This is a genomic window from Streptomyces sp. NPDC107575 (genome assembly GCF_055657265.1).
Genome location: NZ_JBVKBG010000007.1, coordinates 258558 through 280599, shown reverse-complemented (window position 1 = coordinate 280599; position 22042 = coordinate 258558). Strand labels below are relative to the sequence as shown.

Annotated in this window: 21 protein-coding genes; 5 read left to right on the top strand and 16 right to left on the bottom strand. The window is 71.9% G+C overall.

Features of this window, described 5'->3' with window-relative positions; translation table 11 throughout:
- The first annotated feature begins 128 nt into the window (after positions 1-128).
- Positions 129-989, top strand: a complete 861-nt coding sequence (locus tag ACZ7L4_RS33680) for a 3-hydroxybutyryl-CoA dehydrogenase (protein ID WP_422478665.1) — start codon at positions 129-131, stop codon at positions 987-989.
- Positions 990-1183: 194 nt separating this feature from the next.
- On the top strand, positions 1184-1441 hold the full coding sequence (locus ACZ7L4_RS33675; RefSeq protein ID WP_422478663.1) for a hypothetical protein: 258 nt from the start codon (positions 1184-1186) through the stop codon (positions 1439-1441).
- Positions 1442-1454: 13 nt separating this feature from the next.
- Here ACZ7L4_RS33675 and ACZ7L4_RS33670 read toward each other — a convergent pair whose 3' ends face one another.
- From ACZ7L4_RS33670 to infC, 10 genes are all read right to left on the bottom strand, one after another.
- The gene (locus ACZ7L4_RS33670; RefSeq protein ID WP_472108550.1) at positions 1455-1985 is read right to left on the bottom strand and encodes an NUDIX hydrolase; all 531 of its coding nucleotides are present in this window, start codon (positions 1983-1985) and stop codon (positions 1455-1457) included.
- 72 nt (positions 1986-2057) lie between these two features.
- Positions 2058-3398 (bottom strand): transcriptional regulator, encoded by a 1341-nt coding sequence (locus ACZ7L4_RS33665; RefSeq protein ID WP_472108549.1) that lies wholly within the window; start codon positions 3396-3398, stop codon positions 2058-2060.
- Between the two features lie 277 nt (positions 3399-3675).
- Positions 3676-4761: a PP2C family protein-serine/threonine phosphatase gene (locus ACZ7L4_RS33660; protein ID WP_472108548.1), complete on the bottom strand. Its 1086-nt coding sequence runs from the start codon at positions 4759-4761 to the stop codon at positions 3676-3678.
- Between the two features lie 189 nt (positions 4762-4950).
- Complete coding sequence (gene pheT / locus ACZ7L4_RS33655) at positions 4951-7452, bottom strand: phenylalanine--tRNA ligase subunit beta (protein ID WP_472108546.1); 2502 nt, start codon at positions 7450-7452, stop codon at positions 4951-4953.
- Entirely contained in the window at positions 7452-8582 is a 1131-nt protein-coding gene (gene pheS / locus ACZ7L4_RS33650) for a phenylalanine--tRNA ligase subunit alpha (RefSeq protein WP_472108545.1), read from the bottom strand. The genes pheT and pheS overlap by 1 nt, the downstream gene beginning before the upstream one ends.
- Before the next feature lie 151 nt (positions 8583-8733).
- Positions 8734-9849 carry a sensor histidine kinase gene (locus ACZ7L4_RS33645; protein WP_472108544.1) on the bottom strand — a complete coding sequence of 372 codons (1116 nt, stop codon included), beginning with the start codon at positions 9847-9849 and terminating at the stop codon, positions 8734-8736.
- 46 nt (positions 9850-9895) lie between these two features.
- Complete coding sequence (locus ACZ7L4_RS33640) at positions 9896-10738, bottom strand: TrmH family RNA methyltransferase (RefSeq protein WP_472108542.1); 843 nt, start codon at positions 10736-10738, stop codon at positions 9896-9898.
- Between the two features lie 171 nt (positions 10739-10909).
- Positions 10910-11293, bottom strand: a complete 384-nt coding sequence (gene rplT, locus ACZ7L4_RS33635; RefSeq protein ID WP_266721589.1) for a 50S ribosomal protein L20 — start codon at positions 11291-11293, stop codon at positions 10910-10912.
- A gap of 99 nt (positions 11294-11392) precedes the next feature.
- Positions 11393-11587 (bottom strand): 50S ribosomal protein L35, encoded by a 195-nt coding sequence (gene rpmI, locus ACZ7L4_RS33630; RefSeq protein WP_004933563.1) that lies wholly within the window; start codon positions 11585-11587, stop codon positions 11393-11395.
- 123 nt (positions 11588-11710) lie between these two features.
- On the bottom strand, positions 11711-12394 hold the full coding sequence (gene infC, locus ACZ7L4_RS33625) for a translation initiation factor IF-3 (RefSeq protein ID WP_450816079.1): 684 nt from the start codon (positions 12392-12394) through the stop codon (positions 11711-11713).
- A 347-nt stretch (positions 12395-12741) separates the two neighbouring features.
- Between infC and ACZ7L4_RS33620 the strand changes: the two genes are divergently transcribed.
- A complete protein-coding gene (locus ACZ7L4_RS33620; protein WP_385759727.1) occupies positions 12742-13104 on the top strand; it encodes a DUF1844 domain-containing protein in 363 nt (120 codons plus the stop codon).
- Between the two features lie 36 nt (positions 13105-13140).
- On the opposite strand, the gene ACZ7L4_RS33615 is transcribed toward ACZ7L4_RS33620, so the two are convergent.
- Positions 13141-13872 carry an SseB family protein gene (locus ACZ7L4_RS33615; RefSeq protein ID WP_472108540.1) on the bottom strand — a complete coding sequence of 244 codons (732 nt, stop codon included), beginning with the start codon at positions 13870-13872 and terminating at the stop codon, positions 13141-13143.
- Between the two features lie 95 nt (positions 13873-13967).
- Between ACZ7L4_RS33615 and ACZ7L4_RS33610 the strand changes: the two genes are divergently transcribed.
- Positions 13968-14852: a serine hydrolase gene (locus ACZ7L4_RS33610; protein WP_472108538.1), complete on the top strand. Its 885-nt coding sequence runs from the start codon at positions 13968-13970 to the stop codon at positions 14850-14852.
- Here the strand turns inward: ACZ7L4_RS33610 and mycP are convergent.
- Together mycP and ACZ7L4_RS33600 are read right to left on the bottom strand one after the other, a co-directional pair.
- Positions 14836-15996 (bottom strand): type VII secretion-associated serine protease mycosin, encoded by a 1161-nt coding sequence (mycP, locus tag ACZ7L4_RS33605; protein WP_472108536.1) that lies wholly within the window; start codon positions 15994-15996, stop codon positions 14836-14838. The two genes, ACZ7L4_RS33610 and mycP, sit on opposite strands and share 17 nt — an antisense overlap.
- Before the next feature lie 5 nt (positions 15997-16001).
- On the bottom strand, positions 16002-16913 hold the full coding sequence (locus tag ACZ7L4_RS33600; protein WP_472108534.1) for a hypothetical protein: 912 nt from the start codon (positions 16911-16913) through the stop codon (positions 16002-16004).
- 424 nt (positions 16914-17337) lie between these two features.
- On the opposite strand from ACZ7L4_RS33600, the gene ACZ7L4_RS33595 reads away from it, so the two are divergent.
- A complete protein-coding gene (locus tag ACZ7L4_RS33595) occupies positions 17338-18540 on the top strand; it encodes an amino acid deaminase/aldolase (RefSeq protein WP_472108532.1) in 1203 nt (400 codons plus the stop codon).
- Between the two features lie 18 nt (positions 18541-18558).
- Here the strand turns inward: ACZ7L4_RS33595 and ACZ7L4_RS33590 are convergent, their stop codons facing one another.
- The 3 genes from ACZ7L4_RS33590 to ACZ7L4_RS33580 are packed head-to-tail and all read right to left on the bottom strand — an operon-like array spanning position 18559 to position 22034.
- Positions 18559-19845, bottom strand: a complete 1287-nt coding sequence (locus tag ACZ7L4_RS33590) for an HAD family hydrolase (RefSeq protein ID WP_472108530.1) — start codon at positions 19843-19845, stop codon at positions 18559-18561.
- Positions 19846-19888: 43 nt separating this feature from the next.
- Positions 19889-20671 carry a 3-oxoacyl-ACP reductase gene (locus tag ACZ7L4_RS33585; RefSeq protein WP_472108528.1) on the bottom strand — a complete coding sequence of 261 codons (783 nt, stop codon included), beginning with the start codon at positions 20669-20671 and terminating at the stop codon, positions 19889-19891.
- Positions 20672-20678: 7 nt separating this feature from the next.
- A complete protein-coding gene (locus tag ACZ7L4_RS33580) occupies positions 20679-22034 on the bottom strand; it encodes an aldehyde dehydrogenase family protein (protein WP_472108526.1) in 1356 nt (451 codons plus the stop codon).
- Between the last annotated feature and the right edge of the window lie 8 nt (positions 22035-22042).

Sequence of the window (22042 nt, the reverse complement as noted above, 5' to 3'; positions counted from 1 at the left end):
TAACCCGGGCTCCACCCCACTCATGTCTACGGGGTAACGTGCGGATCCGGAAGCCCCCGGAGAGACACTGTGCCTCTGGCGGTCATGGTCTCCGGAAGAAGAGCGAAAGGCACGAGGTGACGGACCCCTTGAGTGACATCCAACGCGTCGGCGTGGTGGGCTGCGGCCAGATGGGCGCCGGAATCGCGGAGGTCTGCGCCCGTGCGGGACTCGACGTGAAGGTGGCGGAGACCACCGGCGAGGCCCTGGAGTACGGGCGCACGCGGCTGCTCAGCTCCCTCTCCAAGGCAGCCTCGCGCGGCAAGATCACCGAGGAGGAGCTGGCCGAGACGCAGGAGCGCCTCACCTTCACCACGGACCTCGGCGAGTTCTCCGACCGCGACCTCGTCATCGAGGCGGTCGTCGAGAACGAGCAGGTGAAGACGGAGATCTTCCAGGTCCTCGACCAGGTCGTGACCCGGTCCGACGCGATCCTCGCGTCGAACACCTCCTCCATCCCGCTGGTGAAGCTGGCCGTGGCGACGTCCCGCCCGGACCACGTGGTCGGCATCCACTTCTTCAACCCGGCGCCGGTGCAGAAGCTCGTCGAGCTGATCCCGGCGCTCACCACGTCCGAGGGCACGATCAGCCGCGCCCAGGCCATGGTGGAGAAGATCCTCGGCAAGCACGCGATCCGCGCCCAGGACCGCTCGGGCTTCGTGGTGAACGCGCTGCTCGTGCCGTACCTGCTCTCCTCGATCCGGATGTTCGAGTCGGGCATCGCGAGCCGCGAGGACATCGACAACGGCATGGAGCTGGGCTGCGCCCACCCGATGGGCCCGCTGAAGCTCTCCGACCTGATCGGCCTCGACACCATCGTCTCCATCGCGGACTCGATGTACGACGAGTACAAGGAGCCGCTGTACGCCGCTCCCCCGCTGCTGCAGCGGATGGTCGACGCGGGCCGGCTCGGCCGCAAGAGCGGCTCGGGGTTCTACACCTACGCCTGACCACGCTGCGTAGCGCCCGAGTGGGCCCGGTGTTCTTCGGAGCACCGGGCCCACTGCGTTCGCACGGGGAGTGCGCGACTGACCCGCATATGCCGTTCGCACACGCTCCCGCCGCGTCCACCAGGCGAGTTGACTTCCGGTGCGTACATCAGTGACGACACGACTGATGTCACGATCGAGAAAGGAGCCAACTCGTGACGACCGACCCGGATAATCCCGTGGTCCCCGAAGAACTCGCAGAGTTACGACGGGTCTTCGAGGTCCAACTGGCCCGCATCGACGGTCAACTGGCCCTGCACACACACCGCGACGACCAGACCGCCAAGGATCAGGACGATCTCAGCACCCGGCTCAGCGCGCTCGAGAACACCCGCTGGCCGCTGCCCACGGTGGCCGCGCTGACCTCGGTCGGCGCATTGGCCATCGCGGTGTGGCAGGCCCTCGGTCATTAGCCCCCGAAGGGCGCTAGCCGAGGCTTTGGTGGTGCAGGAGAAGTAGTGCGGCCGCCATGTTGGCGGCCGGGACCTCTCCGCGAGCGATCATGTCGGGGACGAGTTTGAGCGGGACCCATTCCCTGCGGTCCGACTCGAAGTCGTCCTGGGGGTGGCCGATGTACGTTCCCTCGTCGGTCCAGTAGATGTGGTGCCGGGCGTCCGTGAGGCCGTTGGACGGTTCGACGCTCATCAGGTGCCGCAGCGGTCCCGGCCGCCAGCCGGTCTCCTCCTCCAATTCCCTTGCCGCCGCGTACGCGATGTCCTCCCCGTCCTCGACGACACCCGCGGCGAGTTCCCAGCCCCAGCTGTCGGTGATGAAGCGGTGCCGCCACAGCAGGAGCACTTCGTGCGCCTCGTTGACGATCGTGGCGACGGCCACGGGCCGCAGCCGTATCACGAAGTGGTCGAGGTGCCGGCCGTCCGGCAGAGCGACGTCTGCCAGGTTGACGCTGAACCATCGGTTTGCATACACAGTTTGTTCGTTCTGTTTCGTCCACTGCACGGTTCTGCCACCTTCCGCCGAGTTGATGGCAATATCGCAGCAGTGGCGTTCGCGGGCTCCCCGCGTAAAGGCTCACAGCGGCACGCGCAGCGCTCCGTCGATGAGTTCGGCGGCCTCGGCCGTACCTGCGCAGCCGCTGCGCACGAGATGTTCGCGGACGGCCCGGAGTCTGTCGCGCAGGCGCTGCGACTCCATGCCCCGAGCGGTCTCGGCCATTTCCACGGCGGTGGCCACGGCCTGTTCCGCGTTCCCCTGTCTGAGCTGGATCTGGCTCAGCACGGCGAGTCGGTGCACACGCCCCCGATCGTGCGCCGGAGTGTGCACCGCCTCCTGCGCGTGCTCCTTGGCGGCGGCGTAGTCCCCGAGGCTCAACAGGGCCTCCGCCACCTGTACGTTGACGAATCCGGGCTGCACGTAACCCGTCTCGTCCGGCTCGTGCCCGCGCCGGATGCGATCGGCGGCGGACTCGGCACGGCGGATGCACTCCAGGGCGCTCGTCCCGTCGCCGAGGTGCGCGTACGCCTTCGCCTGCATCGCGTACAGATCGGAGGCGAGCGCGGGCGAGATGTGCCGGCCCGCGGCCCGCAGCGCGGCCTCCGCGAAGGCAACGGCCTGCCGGTGGTCGCGCATGTGCAGCGACTGGTTGACGAGCAGCGCGATGACGTACGCCCCGAGCCCCCTGTCGCCGCTGGCCTTCGCGAGCCGCAGCGCCTGGTGGAAATAGCGCTGCGCGAGCCCGTGCGCGTCCGAGTCGTACGCGCAGATGCCCGCGATGGCCACCAACCCGCCCGTGGCCCGGTGCAGTTGACGCCCGGTGTCGTCGGTGTAGCTGCCGCGAAGCAGCGGCGCCGCCTCGGTGTTGAGGAAGCCGACGATGCGGCTGCGCGTCGCGATGCCGCCCGCCTTGCGGTACATCTGCTCGTAGTGCGCGCGCGCCGAGCGCATCATCTCCAGGTCGGCGACGCTGACCGGATGCCGGCCGCCGCGCGAGACGTCGTTGTCCTCCGGCGGGTTCTCCCACTCCCACACCGGCATCACGGCCGGGGTGCCGGTGACGGCGGGCGCGTCCAGGATGTGCCGGCGCTGCTGCTGGTCGGAGCGCCACAGGGCGGTGGCCCGCTCCACGAATCCGGAGAGCGTGGTCGCGTGCGCGGCGGCGGGCTCGCAGGAGACGCCCAGGCCGATGTCGTCGAGGGTGACGTGCCGCTGCAGCCGCGCCGCGAGGACCTCGCAGATCAGGTCGGGCACCTGGCCGCGCGGCCGCTGGCCCTTCAGCCAGCGGGCGACCGCGGTGTGTTCGTAGCGGAGGGCGAGGCCACGGGCCTTGCCCTCCTGGTTCACATGGGCCGCGAGTCCCGCGTGGGAGATCCCGGCCTCGTCGAGAATCGCGTCGAGCAGAGTGTTGGGCTGCATCGGGAGCCTCCATTGGCTCGGTGCCGCCAGCCTAGTCGAGCGGCGTTCACACGGGGTGTGATCGGAATGCCCAACTCCGTGGCGTGTGCGCTCTGTTGTGGCTGTTTGGGACCCGGTTGACTGAACTGCCTCGCAAGAGGCCGGCCGGGCCGTCGGCTCCCCCTCGTACAGCGCGGCGGCCCGAACCCGCGTCGTCCGCCCGCTCGCCTGCCCGACACACTCCGCGACGGGCGGACGACGCGGTCCCCGGCCTCGTAGGTCGTGAACGGCCGGGAGTTCAACGCACCTTGTGGGCGGTGCGCACGACGGGACCGGTGTGCTGGGCGGGCACCCTGCTCCGGTCGTTGCGCAGCACGAGCAGCGCCGCGTCGTCACCGAGCCGGCCGCCGACGTGGCACAGGAGCCGGCTGTAGACGGCGTGGATGACGGCCTGCGGAATGACGGGCCCGCGGCAGACGGCCGCGTCGAGCGCGGACCGCAGCGGGAAGAACCGGCCGCGCGGATCGCGGGCGTCCTCCAGGCCGTCGGTGTGCAGCAGGAGCCCCTCACCGGGCCTGATCCGCCCGCAGCGCACGGGCGGCAGCTCGGCGGGCAGCGGGAAGGGCCCGAGCGGCGGCATCGGGTCGCCTCCGCTCATCGGCTCCACACTGCGCACGGCGCCGGGGCGCAGCAGATACGGCCACGGGTGTCCGCAGTTGAGCGCGTGCACCGCGCCGTCCCGCCGGATCTCCAGGAGCAGCACCGTCACGAACTCCTCGGCGAGCGGGTTCTCCGGCTCCCCTCCGCCCGCGGAGGGATGCTCGTCGGGGGCGCGCTGGCGCAGATAGCGGGCGTGCGCGCGCTCCAGCCGCCGCAGCAGCGCCCCGAGTTCGTCCTCGTCGTGCGCGGCCTCGCGAAAGCTGCCGAGGACGGCTCCGACGGTGCCGAGCGCCGCGATCCCGTGCCCTCGTACGTCGCCCATGACCACGCGGACGCCGTGGTCGGTGGCGACGACGTCGTACAGGTCGCCGCCGATGCTGGCGCCGCGGTCGGCGGAGAGCTGTCCCGCGGCGAGCGCGAGCCCGTCGAGCCGGGACGGCAGCGGGCGCAGCAGCGCGGACTGCGCGGCGTCGGCGACGGCCCGCGCCTCGCTCAACTCGCGCAGCAGGCTGTGGCGTACGCGCAATATGAGCCCGGTGCCGACGGCGAAGAAGACCGCGCTGGTCGCGATCCGCGCACCCACACCGTCCAGCTGGGCGAGCGGGCAGACGAACTTGTACGTCATGGCGACCGCGCCCCACACGGTCGGCAGGCCCAGCATCAACGTGCGCCGGGCGCGCCGTGGTTCGAGTCCGGTGGGCGCCTTGGTCTTGATACGGATCATGCCGACGGCTCCCTAAGGCCCACTGCAGCGCGCTCGCCGGTCGGCCCGGCGGCCGCAATGATTCTGTCGACCGCCTGCCCGTTCGGGGCAGGGGCATCGAGAATCCTCACCCGAATGAGTGAGGGGTGCACCCGGTCTCCCGGATGCACCCCTCAACTGCGGCTGCGCGCGCTGTCGCGCGCCGGCGTGCTACGCGCCGCGCAGCACCGCGCCCGTGCGCTCGGCGGCCAGCGCCACCGCGGCGTCGCGTGCGGCCGAGGCCTCGTCGGCCTTCAGCGTGCGGTCGCCGGCCCGGAAGCCCAGGGCGTAGGCGAGCGACTTCTTGTCGTCCCCGAGCTGCTCCGCGTTCTCGTACACGTCGAACAGGCGGATGGACTCGAGGAGTTCACCGGCGCCCTCGCGCAGCGCCTGCTCGACCTCGGCGGCCGGGACCGACTTGTCGACGACCAGCGCGACGTCCTGCGTGGCGACGGGGAACGTGGAGATCCGCGGCGCCTCGACGATGCCGCTGCCGGCCTGCTCCAGGAGGTCGAGGTCGAGCTCCATCGCGCAGGTGCGCTCGGGCAGGCTCAGCGCCTTGACGACGCGGGGGTGCAGCTCACCGGCGTGGCCGATCAGCTGGTCGCCCGCGTACAGGGCGGCGCAGCGGCCGGGGTGCCACGGCTCGTGCCGGTCGGCGCGGACCGTGAGCTCCACGTGCGCCTCGCGGGCGAGGGTGCGCGCGGCCTCGACGGCGTCGGCCCAGTCGGCCGGGCGGCCCTTGCCCCACCAGCCGGCCTGCTCGCGGGCGCCCGCGAGGACGACGGCGGCACGGCGCGGCTGCGCGGGCAGCGCGGCGTTCAGACCGGCGATCTCCTCGGCGGTCGGGCGGCGGTCGACGGGGAGGCGGACCGGGGCGGTCTCCTCGCCGGTCGGCCGGAACACCAGGCCGGTCTCGAAGAGCGCCAGGTCGTGGCTGCCGCGGCCGTCGTTGCGGCGCAGGGCGTTCAGCAGGCCCGGCAGCAGCGTCGTGCGGAGCGCGGGCTCCTCGTCGTTGAGCGGGTTGATCAGCTTGACGACCTTGCGGCGGGCGTCGTCCGCCTCCAGGCCGAGCTGGTCGAAGACGCCCTCGCTCAGGAACGGGTAGTTGAGCGCCTCGACGTACCCGGCACCGGCCAGCGCGCGGCCGGCGCGGCGGTGCAGGCGCTGGCGCGCGGTGAGGCCGCGGCCCGCCGGGGGCTTCGGCAGCGTGGAGGGCAGGTTCTCGTAGCCCTCCAGGCGGATGACCTCTTCGGCCAGGTCGTTCGGGTCCGCGAGGTCGGGGCGCCAGGACGGCACGGTGACCGTCAGGGCGTCCTGCCCGTACACGTCGCAGCCGACCTGCTGGAGGCGCCGCACCACGGTCTCGCGGCCGTAGGCCACGCCCGCCACCTTGTCGGGGTGGTCGGCCGGGATCGTGATGGTGTGCGGCCCGGACGGGGCGACGACCTCGGTGACACCGGGCTCGGCGCGGCCGCCCGCGAGCAGCCCGAGGAGGTCGACGGCGCGCTGGGCGGCGGCCGACGCGGCCTGCGGGTCCACGCCGCGCTCGAAGCGCTTGGACGCCTCGGAGGACAGCTTGTGGCGGCGGGCGGTGCGGGCGATGGAGACGGCGTCGAAGTGCGCGGCCTCGATGACGACGTCGGTGGTGCCGGCGTCCTCCGCGTGGTCGGCGATCTCCGTGTTGGCGCCGCCCATCACGCCGGCGAGGCCGATGGGGCCGCGCTCGTCGGTGATGACCAGGTCCTCGGCGTCGAGCTTGCGCTTGGTGCCGTCGAGGGTGGTGAGCTGCTCGCCCTGCTCGGCGCGGCGCACGCCGATCGCGCCCTGCACGAGGGAGCGGTCGTAGGCGTGCAGCGGCTGGCCGAGCTCCATCATCACGTAGTTCGTGACGTCGACGGCGAGCGAGATCGGGCGCATGCCGACCTTCTGCAGGCGGCGCTGCAGCCAGATCGGGGAGCGGGCCTCGGGGGCCAGGCCGCCGACGGTGCGCGCGGTGAAGCGGTCGCAGCCGAGGCGGTCGGTGATCTGCACCGGGTAGCCGTCGGCGTTCGGCGTCGGGACGTCGAGGAGGGCCGGGTCGCGCAGCGGCAGGCCGTAGGCGATGGCGGCCTCGCGGGCGACGCCGCGGATGGACAGGCAGTCGCCGCGGTTGGCGGTGACGGCGATGTCGAGGACCTCGTCGACCAGTTCGAGCAGCTCGATGGCGTCGGTGCCGACCTCGTGCTCGGGCGGCAGCACGATGATGCCGCCGCTGCCGTCGTCGCCCATGCCCAGCTCGTCGCCGGAGCAGATCATGCCGTGCGACGTCTTGCCGTACGTCTTGCGCGCGGCGATCGCGAAGTCGCCGGGCAGCACGGCGCCCGGCAGGACCACGACGACCTTGTCGCCGACGGCGAAGTTCCGGGCGCCGCAGACGATCTCCTGCGGCTCACCGGTGCCGTTGGCCTGACCGACGTCGACCGTGCAGAAGCGGATCGGCTTCTTGAAGCCCTCCAGCTCCTCGATGGTCTTGACCTGACCGACGACGAGGGGGCCCTTGAGGCCTGCGCCGAGCTGCTCGACCGTCTCGACCTCGAGGCCGGCGGACACGAGCTTGGCCTGCACGTCGCGGCCGGTCTCGGAGGCGGGGAGGTCGACGTACTCCCGCAGCCAGGAAAGCGGGATACGCATCAGATCTCCATCCCGAACGGTCGGGTGAAGCGCACGTCACCCTCGACCATGTCTCGCATGTCTTCGACGTTGTGGCGGAACATCAGCATCCGTTCGATGCCGAACCCGAAGGCGAATCCGCTGTACTTCTCGGGGTCCACACCGCAGGCGACGAGCACCTTCGGGTTGACCATGCCGCAGCCGCCCAGCTCGATCCAGCCCTCGGAGGAGCAGGTGCGGCAGGGGCGGTCCGGGTTGCCGACGGACTCGCCGCGGCACACGTAGCAGACCATGTCCATCTCGGCGGACGGCTCGGTGAACGGGAAGAAGTTCGGGCGCAGCCGCGTCTTCATGCCCTGGCCGAAGAGCGCCTGGACCATGTGGTCGAGGGTGCCCTTGAGGTCCGCCATCGTCAGGCCCTCGTCGATGGCGAGCAGCTCGACCTGGTTGAAGACGGGGGTGTGCGTGGCGTCCAGCTCGTCGGAGCGGTACACGCGGCCGGGGCAGATCACGTAGACCGGCGGCTCGCGGTCCAGCATCGAGCGGATCTGCACGGGAGAGGTGTGCGTGCGCAGCACGAGACCGGCCTCGTCCTCACCCCGTGCCTCCTCGGCGCCCTGGACGAAGAAGGTGTCCTGGGTGCCGCGGGCGGGGTGGTCCGGGCCGATGTTCAGCGCGTCGAAGTTGAACCACTCGGCCTCGATCTCCGGGCCCTCGGCGACCTCGTAGCCCATGGCCACGAAGACGTCCTCGATGCGCTCGGAGAGCGTGGTCAGCGGGTGCCGGGCGCCGGCCTGCGCGCGGTCGTAGGGCAGCGTGACGTCCACGGCCTCCTCGACCAGGACGCGCGCATCGCGCTCGGCCTCCAGCTCGGCCTGGCGGGCGGCGAGGCCCCGGCCGACGGCGGCGCGGGCCTGGCCCACGAGCTTGCCCGCGGTGGCCTTGGCCTGCGGCGGCAGCGCGCCGATCTCGCGGTTGGCGAGCGCCAGCGGCGACGTGCCGCCGGTGTGCGCGACCTTGGCCTCCTGAAGCGCCTCGAGCGAGTCCGCGGCGGCGAAGGCGGCGAGCGCCTCCCCCTGCACGCGCTCGATCTCTTCCGGTTTCAGTGCCTCGACCTCGACAGGGTCGTACGACTTGTTCGGTGCCGACATCTCTTCCCGTGCTTCCGATTGGCGTGGCTGATGGTCCCGCAGACGCGTTCGACGGCCGTCGAGTGGCGGGGACGCAAACGTGCCAAAGGACGAGTCTAACGGGGGTGGGGTGGGTGTTCCGCCCGTGGTGCCTGCGCTCGTCCGCTGGGGATCAGCTGGTGAGATACGCCGGCGTCGCCACGGGCAACGTAAATCGAAACTCGGCGCCGCCGCCGGGCGCCCGGCCGACGGTGATCGTCCCGCCGTGGGCCTCCACGATGCCCTTGACGATGTAGAGCCCGAGGCCCGTCCCGCCGCGCTTGCTGCCCCGCCAGAAGCGGGTGAAGACGCGGTTCATGGACTCCTCCGGGATGCCGGGGCCCTCGTCGGACACGGTGACCGATGTGCCGGTGGGCGTGGTGGGCTCTACGTCAATGGTGACGGTTCCCTCACCGTGGCGCACGGCGTTTTCCAGCAAGTTGCTCAGCACCTGGTCGACCTTGTCCGGATCGGCCCACGGGTCGGGCAGCGGATGCTTGACGCGCAGCAGGAACCGGTCGGCCGCCCGGCCCGAGGCGACGTGCGCCTGGATGTGCCGGGAGACGGCGGCCGCGATGTCGACGGGCTGGCGCCGCAGTTCGAGCCGGCCGGAGTCGATGCGCGAGATGTCGAGCAGCTCCGCGATCAGCCGGGTCACCCGGTTCGCGTCGGCGTCGACCGTCTCCAGCATCAGCCGCTTCTGCTCGTCCGTGAACCGCTCCCACTTGGCGAGCAGCGTCGCGGTGAAGCCCTTGACCGAGGTCAGCGGGGAGCGCAGCTCGTGGGCGACGGTGGCGATCAGCTCCGCGTGGCTGCGCTCGGTGCGCCGCCGGGCCTCGGTGTCCCGCAGCGACACGACGACGCGGCGCACGGGCCCGGTCGGCCGGACGCGCACGTAACGCGCGGTGACCAGGACCTCCCGGCCGCCCGGCAGCAGCAGGTTCCGCTCCGGCTGCCCGACCCGGGTCGCGAGCCCGCCGTACGGGTCGGTGAGCTGCCACCAGCGGCGCCCCTCGAGGTCCTCTAACGGCAGGACGCGCTCCAGCGGTGCGTCCAGGGCGGTGTCCGCGCGAACCGCGGTGATGCGCTGCGCGGCGGCGTTGAAGCAGATGACGCGGCCGTGCTCGTCCGCGACGACGAGGCCGTCGGGCAGGTCGTCGGGGTGCACGCCGAGCGCCGCGAGCCCGTCCGGACCGGACACGTCGGATCCGGTCAGGCCGCGCGAGCCGCTGCCATTGACGACGCCCATCTGCCGCGCTCCCCCTCCCGGCGGTCGATCCGGAAGAGTCACCCTACTAGCCGGGAGTGACGGAGCGGCACCCTCCGGGGGCACGCTGCGCACGCGCGGAGGCGTACAGGCACACGGCGGCCGCCGTCGCGAGGTTGAGGCTCTCGGCCTTGCCGTGGATGGGCACGCGCACGACGGCGTCGGCGAGCGCGCGGGTCTCCTCCGGCAGCCCCCACGCCTCGTTGCCGAACACCCACGCGGTGGCGGCGCCCATGGTCCCCTGGTCCAGCTCGGCGTCGAGGTCGTCGTCCCCCGCCCCGTCGGCGGCGACGATCCGGACCCCCGCCTCCTTGAGCCCGGCGACGGCCTCCTCGACGGGTACGCCGACGGCGACGGGCAGGTGGAACAGCGAACCGACGGAGGCCCGTACGGCCTTCGGGTTGTACAGATCCACGGAGGCGTCGGTCAGCACGACGGCCTCGGCGCCCGCGGCGTCGGCGCACCGCAGCACGGTCCCGGCGTTCCCGGGGTCGCGCACGTGCGCGAGGACGGCGACGAGCTTGGGCCGCGCGGCGAGGATCTCCTCGAACGGGGTGTCCAGGAACCGGCACACACCGACGAGCCCCTGCGGGGTGACGGTGGTCGAGATCTCCCCGATGACGCCCTCCTCGGCGAGGTGCACCCGGGCGCCCGCGTCCCTGGCCTCACCGACGATGTCGGCGTAGCGCTCCGCTGCGTCGACGGTCGCGAACATCTCGACGAGCCCCCCGTGCGCGGCGGCCTCCCGCACGGCCTGCGGCCCCTCGGCGAGGAACAGCCGCTCCTTCCCCCGGAAGTTCCGCTTGGCCAGCCGCCGCGCGGCGACCACGCGGGGCGACTTGGGGGAGATCAACTCGGGCGTTGCGACCATGCGCCTAACTTTCGGAAAGGGTGGGCAGTTCAAGCCCCGCCGGCGATTGAGGCGCGGGGTCCGGGGCGGAGCCCCGTGCGGTGCGGCATGCGGTGACGGGGCCCGAACAACGTGGGACCCGCAAGCCAACCGGCTTGCGGGTCCCACGTCACATGCGGCTCAGCGGAGCGTTCACGCAGCCTTGGGCGCGTTCACGTCGGCCGGAAGCGCCTTCTGCGCAACCTCGACGAGGGCGGCGAACGCGTTGATGTCGTTCACGGCCAGCTCGGCCAGCATCTTGCGGTCCACCTCGATGTTGGCGGCCTTCAGACCCTGGATGAGGCGGTTGTACGTCATGCCGTTCTGGCGGGCAGCGGCGTTGATGCGCTGGATCCACAGCTGACGGAAGTCGCCCTTGCGCTTCTTGCGGTCGTTGTAGTTGTAGACGAGGGAGTGGGTGACCTGCTCCTTCGCCTTGCGGTACAGGCGCGAACGCTGACCGCGGTAGCCGCTGGCCTGCTCGAGGATCGCCCGACGCTTCTTGTGCGCGTTCACCGCGCGCTTGACGCGTGCCACTGTTAACTCCTTGTAGCGGGGCCGGGGTTGTCTTCACCCGACCCGAATTCGATTGGGTCCCGGTCTAGCCGACGTACAGGGCGCTGCTGCGCCCGTACATCACTTGCCGAGAAGCTTCTTGATCTTCGCGGCGTCGCCCGGGGCCATCTCGGCGTTGCCGGTGAGGCGACGCGTCACGCGGGACGACTTGTGCTCGAGCAGGTGGCGCTTGCCGGCGCGCTCACGGAGCACCTTGCCGGAGCCGGTGACCTTGAAGCGCTTGCTGGCACCGCTGTGCGACTTGTTCTTCGGCATGGCGCCGTTCTCTCCTCGTCAGTGGCGTTCCCGGGCCGGTCCGTGCGTGGCTCGAACCGGCCGTGATGGAACGTCAGTTGTGTCAGTTGGTATCCGTGGCGCACGGGCTGTGCGCCGCACGGATCATGCCTCGGCCGGAGCCTCGGCGGGGGTCTCGGCGACGTCCTCGTCGGCCTGGTCCTCGGCAACGTTCTGCGACTTGCCGGGGTTGGCCTTCGCGTCGGCCTTGCGAGCGGCCTGAGCCTCGCGGGCCTCCGCCATCGCCTCGGTCTTCTTCTTGTGCGGACCGAGGACCATGATCATGTTTCGGCCGTCCTGCTTCGGGTTCGACTCGATGAACCCGAGGTCCTGGACGTCGTTCGCGAGACGCTGCAGCAGTCGGAAGCCGAGCTCCGGCCGGGACTGCTCGCGACCACGGAACATGATCGTGATCTTGACCTTGTCGCCCTGCTTGAGGAACCGGACGACGTGACCCTTCTTGGTGTCATAGTCGTGCGGGTCGATCTTCGGCCGGAGCTTCATCTCCTTGATGACCGTGTGCGCCTGGTTCTTGCGCGCCTCACGGGCCTTCATGGCCGACTCGTACTTGAACTTCCCGTAGTCCATGAGCTTGCATACGGGCGGACGGGCGTTCGCCGCCACCTCGACCAGGTCGAGGTCGTACTCCTGAGCAAGCTCAAGGGCCTTGGCAAGCGGAACAATCCCGACCTGCTCGCCGCTGGGACCGACAAGTCGCACTTCGGGAACGCGAATCCGGTCGTTGATGCGGGGCTCGGCGCTGATGGATCCTCCTCGGTAGCACCACACGACGGCCTGGCGGACCGCCGCGTACGTTTGTGACGTATGTACCAACCGCGCCGACACACAAAAAATGCCCCGGACGGTACACAGGCAGGGCTCCAAGAATTACCGGAGCACCGCCACGGTGAACCGCGGGGCGCAATCTCGGACGGTTCCGTCGTCCGTACGGAACGACGGGGACCGTCTGACCGGTGACCCACCGCCCTGGTCGGGCGGTCAGGTGGGAGATCGGAGCCTCCACTTGTGGGCCGGTCACCTGTCCAAGAGGACGTGCGTCCGGCCGGTCGTTACACAAGGTTAGCAGGGTTTGGGGGGTGCGCCCAATCGAGTGCGCGCGACATATCGTGGGGCCCATGAGTGACGCGACCCCCGCAACCGACAACCCCGACTACGACGCGCTGACCCGCGACATCGCCGAGGTGCCCGCCGTAGAAGTCATCGTGACGGTCGCGGTGAACCTGATGAGCGCCGCCGCGGTGAAGCTCGGCCTCACCGAGGAGGGCGACGCCCACAAGGACCTCGACGAGGCGCGCAAGCTGATCCACGCCCTGGCGGGCCTGCTCGACGGCAGCGCGACGGAGATCAGCTCCTTCCACGCCGCTCCCCTGAAGGACGGCCTGAAGTCGCTGCAGCTCGCGTTCCGCGAGGCGTCCGTCGTGCCGGACGAGCCGGGCAAGGGCCCCGGCGAGAAGTACACGGGGCCCGTGTACGGCTGAGCAGCACACCGCTACGTACTACGTACGTAGCCGACATCACTGACGTACGTAGAGGGGCTCGCCCGGCGGCGTCGCCTCGACCGGCAGGAGTGCCAGGTCGAGGCCGCGCACCAGGCGGGCCCTCAGTGTTTCGTCGGCGGCGATGCGGGTGGCGACGGCCCGGGCCGTGGTCTGGACGTCGGCGCCGGTGTCGACGACCAGGGCGAGCGTGCCGTCCGACTCGCCGGGGCCCAGGTAGGCGCGGGCCACGGACGGCTCGGCGGCGACCGCGGCGCGCGCGGCCTCCTGGACGGCCGGGTCGGCGAGCGGGTCCGCCTCGGTGCGGCCCTCCGCGACGGCGTACAGGGCCGGACCCGACAGCTCGTACGGGACGGGGCCCGCGACGTCGAGGACGACGGTGTCGGCCTTCTCGTGGGCGGCGGCCTGGAGCGCCTGGTGCAGCGGGACGGCGACCGGGCGGGCCTCCGGGTCCCACAGGGCGAGCGACGCGATCGAGGTGAAGGCGGGGAGCGCCTTGCGGCCCGCGGCCTTCAGGGTCGGGACCGCCATGTCGCTGGTCTTCTCGCGGCGCAGTCCGTTCTCGTCCTCCTCGACCTCGCCGAGCACGGCGACCACCGGGACGAGCAGCCGGGTGCCCTTGAGCGCGGCCAGGACCGGGCCGTGCGCCGTGCGGTCCCGCGACCACGCGGCCAGGGCCTCGGTCAGGCGCGGGTCCGCCGTACCGTCGTCGTCGGAGAAGCCGGAGTCGGGAATGTTCTTGTTCGCCACGTTCACCGAGCCTACCGAGCGGGTGCGCCCCCATTCTCAGCGGACCCTGAGACGCGGCTCAGGGTCCGCACAGCGGGGCGGCCGAGCATCGCGGCATGCCCCGCCGAACCAAGAGACGCCGTGCCGCCGCGACCGCCGCCGTCCTCGTCACCGCTGCCGCCGGCACTACGGTCTGGGCGCAGGCGCGCCCGCACGACGTGACCGCCCTGGTCTCGCACGCCGCGGCCACCGAGAGGAGCTCCACGACCGTGGACAAGGACGCAGAGCTGGCCGAGGCCGTGAAGGCGGCGGTGCAGGGGCACGACGGCGAGGTGTCCGTGGCCGTGTACGACGAGACGGGCGGGACCGGCGCCTCGTACGCGTCGGGTGACGGGACCTACGACACCGCGAGCATCGTGAAGGTCGACGTGCTCGCCGCGCTGCTGCTTCGGGCACAGGACGAGGGGCGGACGCCGACCGCCCAGGAGCGGACGTACGCCGCCGCGATGATCGAGAGCAGCGACAACGCCGCGACGACCGCGCTCTGGAACGAGCTGGGCGGGGCCGACGGGCTCGACGCCGCGAACAAGCGGCTCGGGCTGACCGGGACCAGCGGTGGCGACGACGGTCTTTGGGGGCTGACGCAGACCACCGCGGCTGATCAACTGACGCTGCTCAAGCAGGTGTTCGGGGTCGGCGACGGCCTCGTGCTGAGCGAGGACTCGCGGGCGTACGTCCAGAAGCTCATGGGCAAGGTGGAGAGCGACCAGGCGTGGGGCGTGTCCGCGGCCGGGGACAGCGGCACCGCGCTGAAGAACGGCTGGCTGCCGCGCAGCACCACCGGGCTGTGGGACATCAACAGCGTCGGGCAGGTCACCGTCGACGGAAAGCGGTACCTGGTGGCCGTCGTCTCCCACGGCAGCGCCACCAAGGAAGCGGGCATCAGCCTCGTCGAGAACGTGGCGCGGGCGGCCGTCCAGGTGGTCAGCGGCGGCGGATGAGGCGGTGGCCGCGCCACAGGTAGCCGGCCGCGCCGAGCAGCAGCACCCCGACGGCGCCCGCGAGCGTCCCCGCCCAGGTGGCGAGGGAACCGTCGGAGTCGTCGTCGGGGCCGGGGCCGAAGTACTTCTCGCCGTACGCGGCCGGGGTCAGGCGCTGCGGTTTCAGCTTCGCGCCCGCGGTGATCGCGGCGGCCGGGTCGACGAGGCCGAAGCCGCGGGAGTCGTCGCGGCCGCCCGTGGGCGGATCCTCGGCCGTGTCCTCCATGAGCTTCTTGACCTGCGCGGGGCTCAGCCCGGGGTGGGCGGAGCGGACCAGGGCGACGGCGCCGGACACGAACGCGGAGGCGGCGCTCGTCCCCCACGCCGAGTAGTACTTGCGGTCGGGGTCGGCCGTGACGATGCCCCGGCCCGGCGCGGCGACGGAGGCGTACCAGCGGCGGGTGGAGAACGAGGCGCGGGCGCCGGTCGAGTCGACGGCCGTGGCGGTGATGACGCCGGGGTACGCGGCCGGGTAGGAGGCGCGGTCGCCCTGCTCGCCGCCGTTGCCCGCGGAGGCGACGACGGAGACGCCCTTCTTCAGCGCGTACTGGACGGCGGCGTCCTCGCTGGCCTCGGGGTGCGCGGTGTTCGAGTCGTCGCCGAGGGAGAGGTTGATGACGTCGGCGCCGTGGTCGGCGGCCCAGCGGATGCCCTCCGCCAGGGCGTTGCCCCGGGACTCGCGGGCCTTCGAGCGGGACGGGTCGCCGTCCTCCAGGATCACCCGGACCGGCAGGATCCTCGCCTGCGGGGCGACGCCCATGACGCCGTCACCGTCGTCCTTGCCGTGCCCGTGGCCCGCGATGATGCCCGCGATGGCGGTGCCGTGCCGGGCCCAGGGGCGGTCGCCGCGCTCGGCACCGAAGCCGATGAGGTCCTTGCCGGGCAGCACGCTGCCCTCGAGGTCCGGGTGCTCGTCGTCGACGCCGGTGTCCAGGACGGCGACCGTGACGCCCTTGCCGCGCGTCGTCTTCCAGGCCTCGTCGGTGTGCAGCGCGGTGAGGCCCCACTGCTGGGCGCGGACCGAGTCGGCGTGCGCCGCGGTCGAGGGGAGCAGCGCGAGGACGGCCGCGGTGCCGATCGCGGCGATCGTGTGCTGACGCTTCATGACGGCTACTGCTCCGTGTCCCGGTCCGCGGTCTTCTTGACCGTCTTGCGCAGGTCGCGTTCGATCCGGTCGGCGACGCCCTGCGCGTCGTGGCCGAGGCCCGCCTGGGCGGGGGCGCTGGTGGCGCCGGGCTTCATGGCGTCGGCGGCGGGTTGCGGCTCGCTGACGGTGCGGCCGTCGGCGAAGCCGGAGACCGCGTAGACGACGACGGGGGCGTCGGTGAGGATGTTGATCGCCCAGGACGCGCGCTGGCGGTCGCCGAAGCCGGCGGCGAGGGTGCCCTTGGCGGCGTAGGGCCGGGGCATCAGGTCGTCGCGCCGGTCCAGGCCCTGTTCCATGAAGCGGGAGCGCAGCGCCTGGGTGGCCTCCGCGTCGGCCTTGGTGAACATCAGGCCGACCGTGGTGACGCTGCTCTGTGTGGCGTCGGCGTACGTGGCGCGCAGCAGGCGCAGACAGCCGGCCGAGCGCAGTGCCTTGTGCAGCAGCGGGTCGAAGGCGTCCGCGCAGGTCGCGTCGGGGGCGACGGCTATCCGGGTCCAGGTGCGGTCGGCTCTGCCGGGGCCCGCGCCCCCGCCCTTGAGCGTGCGCGGGAACAGCTCGTCGACGGGTACGCCGTGCCAGAGCTGGCCCGCCTCGCGGTACGCGGTCTGTACGGACGGGGGGCCGCTGTCGTCGCCGGTGAGCAGGGAGCCCGTGGTGGCGCCGCCGATGAGGCCGAGGCCGAGCACGAGGCAGGCCGCGATGGCGGCGGTGCGGGGCTTCAGGCGGGCGCCGATGGGGCGCAGCAGGGTGGTGCGGTCGTCGTAGTGCTGCGGGGGCGCGAACCTCACGAAGGGCCTGCCGGCGGATTCCGGGCGCGGGGTCAGGTCGACCGTGCCTATGGGGCGGCGTGGCGGTGGCGGTGGCGTGGGCGGCATCGGGGGTACGGTCGCGGGGCTCTGACCCGGACCCCGCTGCTCAAACGCCGCAGGGGCTGGATCTTGCCCATCCGGAACAGGCCGCAACCTCGTCGTGGACTCGGTCGGCGCCTCCGGCGGGAGTGGCGTGCCCGTCGACGCGGGCGGTGCCGCGTCCGGGAGGCGGGTCGACGGGGACGGTGGTGGGGGTGTGGGAGGCAACGGTGGGGCCGTGGGGGGAAGTTCGGTGGGCCGGGGCGGGGTCGAGGGGCGCGGTGGGACGCGTCGGGCTTCCGTACTCATGCCTCCCCCGTCTTCTCAAGCCAACGTGCGCGTCACTCTAACGGGCCCGGCCAGGTCAACGCGTACCGCGCACACGGGATCGACCGATCCATCACCATCCGTCCCCCTACCCTGCGGTAATCCTGTCTGGCAGGCTTCGGCCATGACACCGCGCGCCGCCGATCGGGCCCGGTACGACCGGGCCACCGCTCATCTCGACGCCCCCCTGGCGATCGTCGACCTGGACGCGTTCGACGCCAACGCCGACGACCTGGTGCGCCGGGCCGCCGGCAAGCCGATTCGCGTCGCCAGCAAGTCCGTGCGCTCCCGCGCCCTGTTGGAACGGGTGCTGGCGAGGCCGGGCTTCGCCGGGATCATGTCGTTCACCCTCGCCGAGTCGCTGTGGCTCGCGCGCTCCGGGTTCGACGACGTGCTCCTCGCCTACCCCTCGGCCGACCGCTCCGGCTTCGCGGAGCTGGCGCACGACCCGAAGCTCGCGGCGGCCGTGACCGTGATGGTCGACGACCCGGCGCAGCTCAGGCTCATCGAGGGCGCGCGGGACGGCGGTCAGGAGGAGATCCGGGTCTGTATCGAGCTGGACACCTCGTGGCGGACGCTCGGCGGCCGCGTCCGGGTCGGCGCGCTCAGGTCACCGCTGCGTACGCCCTCCCAACTCGCCGACCTGGCCCGCGTCGTGACCCGCCGCCCCGGCTTCCGGCTCGCCGGGATCATGGCGTACGAGGGTCATGTCGCGGGCGTCGGGGACTCGCTGGCCGGGCGGCCGGTGCGGTCGCGGGCGATCCGGCTGATGCAGGCGGCGGCGCGCAAGGAGCTGGCAGTGCGGCGGGCCGAAGTGGTGCGCGCCGTGCGGGCCGTGGCGCCCGACCTGGAGTTCGTGAACGGGGGCGGCACGGGGAGCGTGCAGCACACGGCGGCGGAGGCGGCCGTGACCGAGATCGCGGCGGGGTCGGGGCTCTACGTCCCGCGGCTCTTCGACAACTACACGTCGTTCACGGGGCGTCCGGCGGCGCTGTTCGCGCAGCCCGTGGTGCGCAGGCCGGGCGTCGGTGTCGTCACCGTGCTCGGCGGCGGTTATCCGGCCTCGGGCGCGGCGGGCGGCGACCGGCTTCCGGTGCCGTATCTGCCCGAGGGGCTGCGCTACGACCCGCAGGAGGGCCCCGGCGAGGTGCAGACGCCGCTGCTCGGCTCGGCCGCGGACGACCTGCTCATCGGGGACAAGGTGTGGTTCCGGCACGCGAAGGCCGGGGAGCTGTGCGAGCGGTTCGAGACGCTGCGGCTGGTGTCGGGCGACCGTGTCGTGGAGACGGTGCCGACGTACCGGGGCGAGGGCTACACGTTCCTGTAGCCCCCGCCCGCGGCGGACCTATCCGTGGATGGCGTCGACCTGGTCGGGGACGACCGAACCGTCGTCCCTGAGCAGCGGGCCGAAGCCGCCCTCCGGCTTGTTGTAGCCGGCCGTGGAGCACGGGTACGTGCCCGACTTCTGCGGCAGCGGCTCGATGAACATCGGGTTGGCGACCCAGCGTCCGTCGGCGTTGTCGTAGGCCCGGCACATGATCTCGGGCTTGTTGCGGTTGAGGACGAGGTGGGCGCCGGTGGCGTCGCCGACGAAGGTCACGTCGGTGTCGGCGTCACCGCCGCCGAGCGCGATGCGCTTGTGCCAGCGCTGCTTCTCCCAGGCCGCCTTCCCCTTGACGTGGAAGATGTCCTGGTTGATCCAGCAGCGCTTGCCGTCGATGTACGGGATGGCCTCGCCCTTGTTCACACCGACGCCGCCGCAGCCCTCGTTGTACGTGGTGATGCGGCCCTTGTCGTCGAGGATCGAGCGGATGGCGATGGTGTGCTTGCGGTCGATGCCGACACCCTTCGACCACACTTCGGTCACCGGCTCGGACCCGGCGGAGACGATGTAGACGTCGAAGCCGGCCCGCTGCAGCGTACGGATCAGGTCGCGCTGCTGCTCGTAATAGCGCACGTAGCCGGGGATGGTGTGCGTGCCGAGCTTCTGCGTGGAGCCGACGGGCGCGGCGAGCGCCTCGGCGCGGGCGGCGGCCGCGTACGACTCCAGTTCGGGGACGGTGTGGCCCGCGAACAGCTGGGGCACCCAGGCGTACTGGGGCACGGTGCGGCGGTGGTTCCACTCGCCGGCGAAGGCGGCGGCGCCGCTCATCGTCTTGCCGGACTCACGGATGTTGAAGATCTCGTCCGTGCAGTCGGTGTCGGTGGAGGTGGGCAGCGGGGCGCCCACCGGGACGTCCGTGCCGCAGGCGGCGGTGAGCGCCTTGTCGGCGTCGTCGGTCATCCACTTGCTGGTCTTCTTCCAGCTAGCGGGCCGCAGGATCTTGTCGTGCTTGAGCGACCAGGCGATGGTCGCGTCGGTGACGTCGTTCTTGCTGACGGTGTTGTCCCAGTCGAACGCGGCGACGGGACGCGGGCCCTTGTGCCCGCCGCAGATACCCCGCTCGTCGATCATGCGCTGGAGCTTGGCCCGGTTCTGGCCGTACCAGGGCAGCTTCGTCGACAGCTGGGGGCACTTGGCGGCGGTGGGCCGTGCGGACGTGGCGGCGGCCGCAGGTGTGGTGAGGCTCGCGGCCGCCATCAGGGCGGCGGCCGCGACCGAGGTCCACGCGGCAACATGTCTGTTACGCATGTGAGTGGACCGTACACGCGTGAGCGCCGTGCTCACAGGGTTCTCACACCGGTGTCACGTACGCGCCTGAAATGCCTCCGTCGACCAGGAAGTCGGTGGCGTTCACGAACGCAGCGTCGTCGCTGGCGAGGAAGGCGACGGCCGCCGCGATCTCGGTCGCCTCGGCGAACCGGCCGACCGGAATGTGCACCAGGCGGCGCGCCGCCCGCTCCGGGTCCTTCGCGAACAGCTCCTGGAGGAGCGGGGTGTTGACCGGCCCGGGGCACAGCGCGTTGACCCGGATGCCCTCCCGCGCGAACTGCACGCCCAGCTCGCGGGACATGGCGAGGACGCCGCCCTTGGACGCGGTGTACGAGATCTGCGAGGTGGCGGCGCCCATCCGGGCCACGAACGACGCCGTGTTGATGATGGAGCCCCTGCCCTGCCGCCTCATGTACGGGATGGCCGCCTTGCAGCACAGGTACACGGACGTCAGATTGACCTCCTGGACCCGCTTCCAGGCCTCCAGGCCGGTGTCGAGGATCGAGTCGTCGTCGGGCGGCGAGATGCCCGCGTTGTTGAAGGCGATGTCGACGCTGCCGTAGGTGTCGTACGCCGTCCTGAACAGCGCCTCTACCTGCTCGGCGTCGGTGACGTCGACCTTCACGAAGGTGCCGCCGACCTCCTTGGCCGCCTTCTTGCCCGCGCTCTCGTCGATGTCGCCGCAGACGACGTGGGCGCCCTCGGAGGCGAGGCGGCGCGCGGTGGCGAGGCCGATGCCGCTGCCGGCGCCGGTGATGACGGCGGTGCGGCCGACGAGGCGACGGCAGATGATGTCTTCGCTCATGAGTGGTTCAGGCCTCCGTGCTGATGAAGACGTTCTTGGTCTCGGTGAAGGCAGCGAGGGCGTCGGGGCCGAGTTCGCGGCCGACGCCCGACTGCTTGTATCCGCCGAACGGGGTCCCGTAGCGCACGCTGGCATGCGAGTTGACGGACAGGTTCCCGGCGCGGACGGCCCCGGACACGCGCAGCGCGCGGCCCACGTCGCGGGTCCAGATCGAGCCGGAGAGCCCGTACTCGGTGGCGTTCGCGAGCCGTACGGCGTCCGCCTCGTCGTCGAAGGGGAGGACGACGGCGACCGGGCCGAAGACCTCCTCGACGGCGGCGCGGGCGTCGGGGGCGGCGCCGGTGAGGACGGTGGGCGGGAACCAGAAGCCGGGGCCCTGTGGGGCGGCGCCCCTGATCGCGGGCTCGCACAGCGGGACGTAGGAGCGCACCCGCTCCAGCTGCGCCTGGGAGATGAGCGGCCCCATCTGCGTCTTCTCGTCGGACGGGTCGCCGACGACGACCGATTCGACGGCCGGGGCGAGCAGCTCCAGGAACCTGTCGTGCACGGACCGCTGGACGAGGATGCGGGTGCGGGCGCAGCAGTCCTGCCCGGAGTTGTCGAGGAACGACATGGGGGTGGCGAGGGCCGCGGCCTCGACGTCCGCGTCGGCGAACACGATGTTCGGGCTCTTGCCGCCGAGTTCGAGGGTCACGCGCTTCACACGGTCGGCGCACTTGGCCATGACCTGCTTGCCGACGCGGGCGGAGCCGGTGAACACGATCTTGGCCACGCCCGGGTGCTCGACGAGGGCGTCGCCCGCGACCGGGCCCTCCCCCGGCAGCACCTGGAAGAGGCCCTCGGGGAGCCCGGCCTCCAGGGCGAGTTCGGCGAGCCGCAGGGCGGTCAGCGGGGTCGTCTCCGCGGGCTTGAGGATGACCGCGTTGCCCGCCGCGAGGGCGGGGGCCGTGCCCCAGGCGACGATCGGCATCGGGAAGTTCCACGGCGCGATGACACCGACGACGCCGAGCGGTTCGAGGAGCGTGACGTCGAGGCCGCCGGCCACCGGGATCTGCCGCCCGGTCAGGCGCTCGACGCCCCCGGCCGCGTACTCCAGGAGATCGCGTACGTTCCCGGCCTCCCAGCGGGCGTTGCCGATGAGGTGGCCCGCCTCGCGGACCTCCAACTGAGCGAGTTCTTCGAGGTGTTGGTCGACGGTGGCGGCGAAGCGGCGCAGCAGGCGCGCCCGGTCGGCGGGGGCGGCCGCCGCCCAGGCGCGCTGTGCGCCGGTGGCGCGGACGACGGCGGAGTCGACGTCGTCACGGGTGGCGGGCGGGACGGTGGCCACGAGCTCTTCCGTGGCCGGGTTCAGTACGTGCAGCAAAGCGCTCC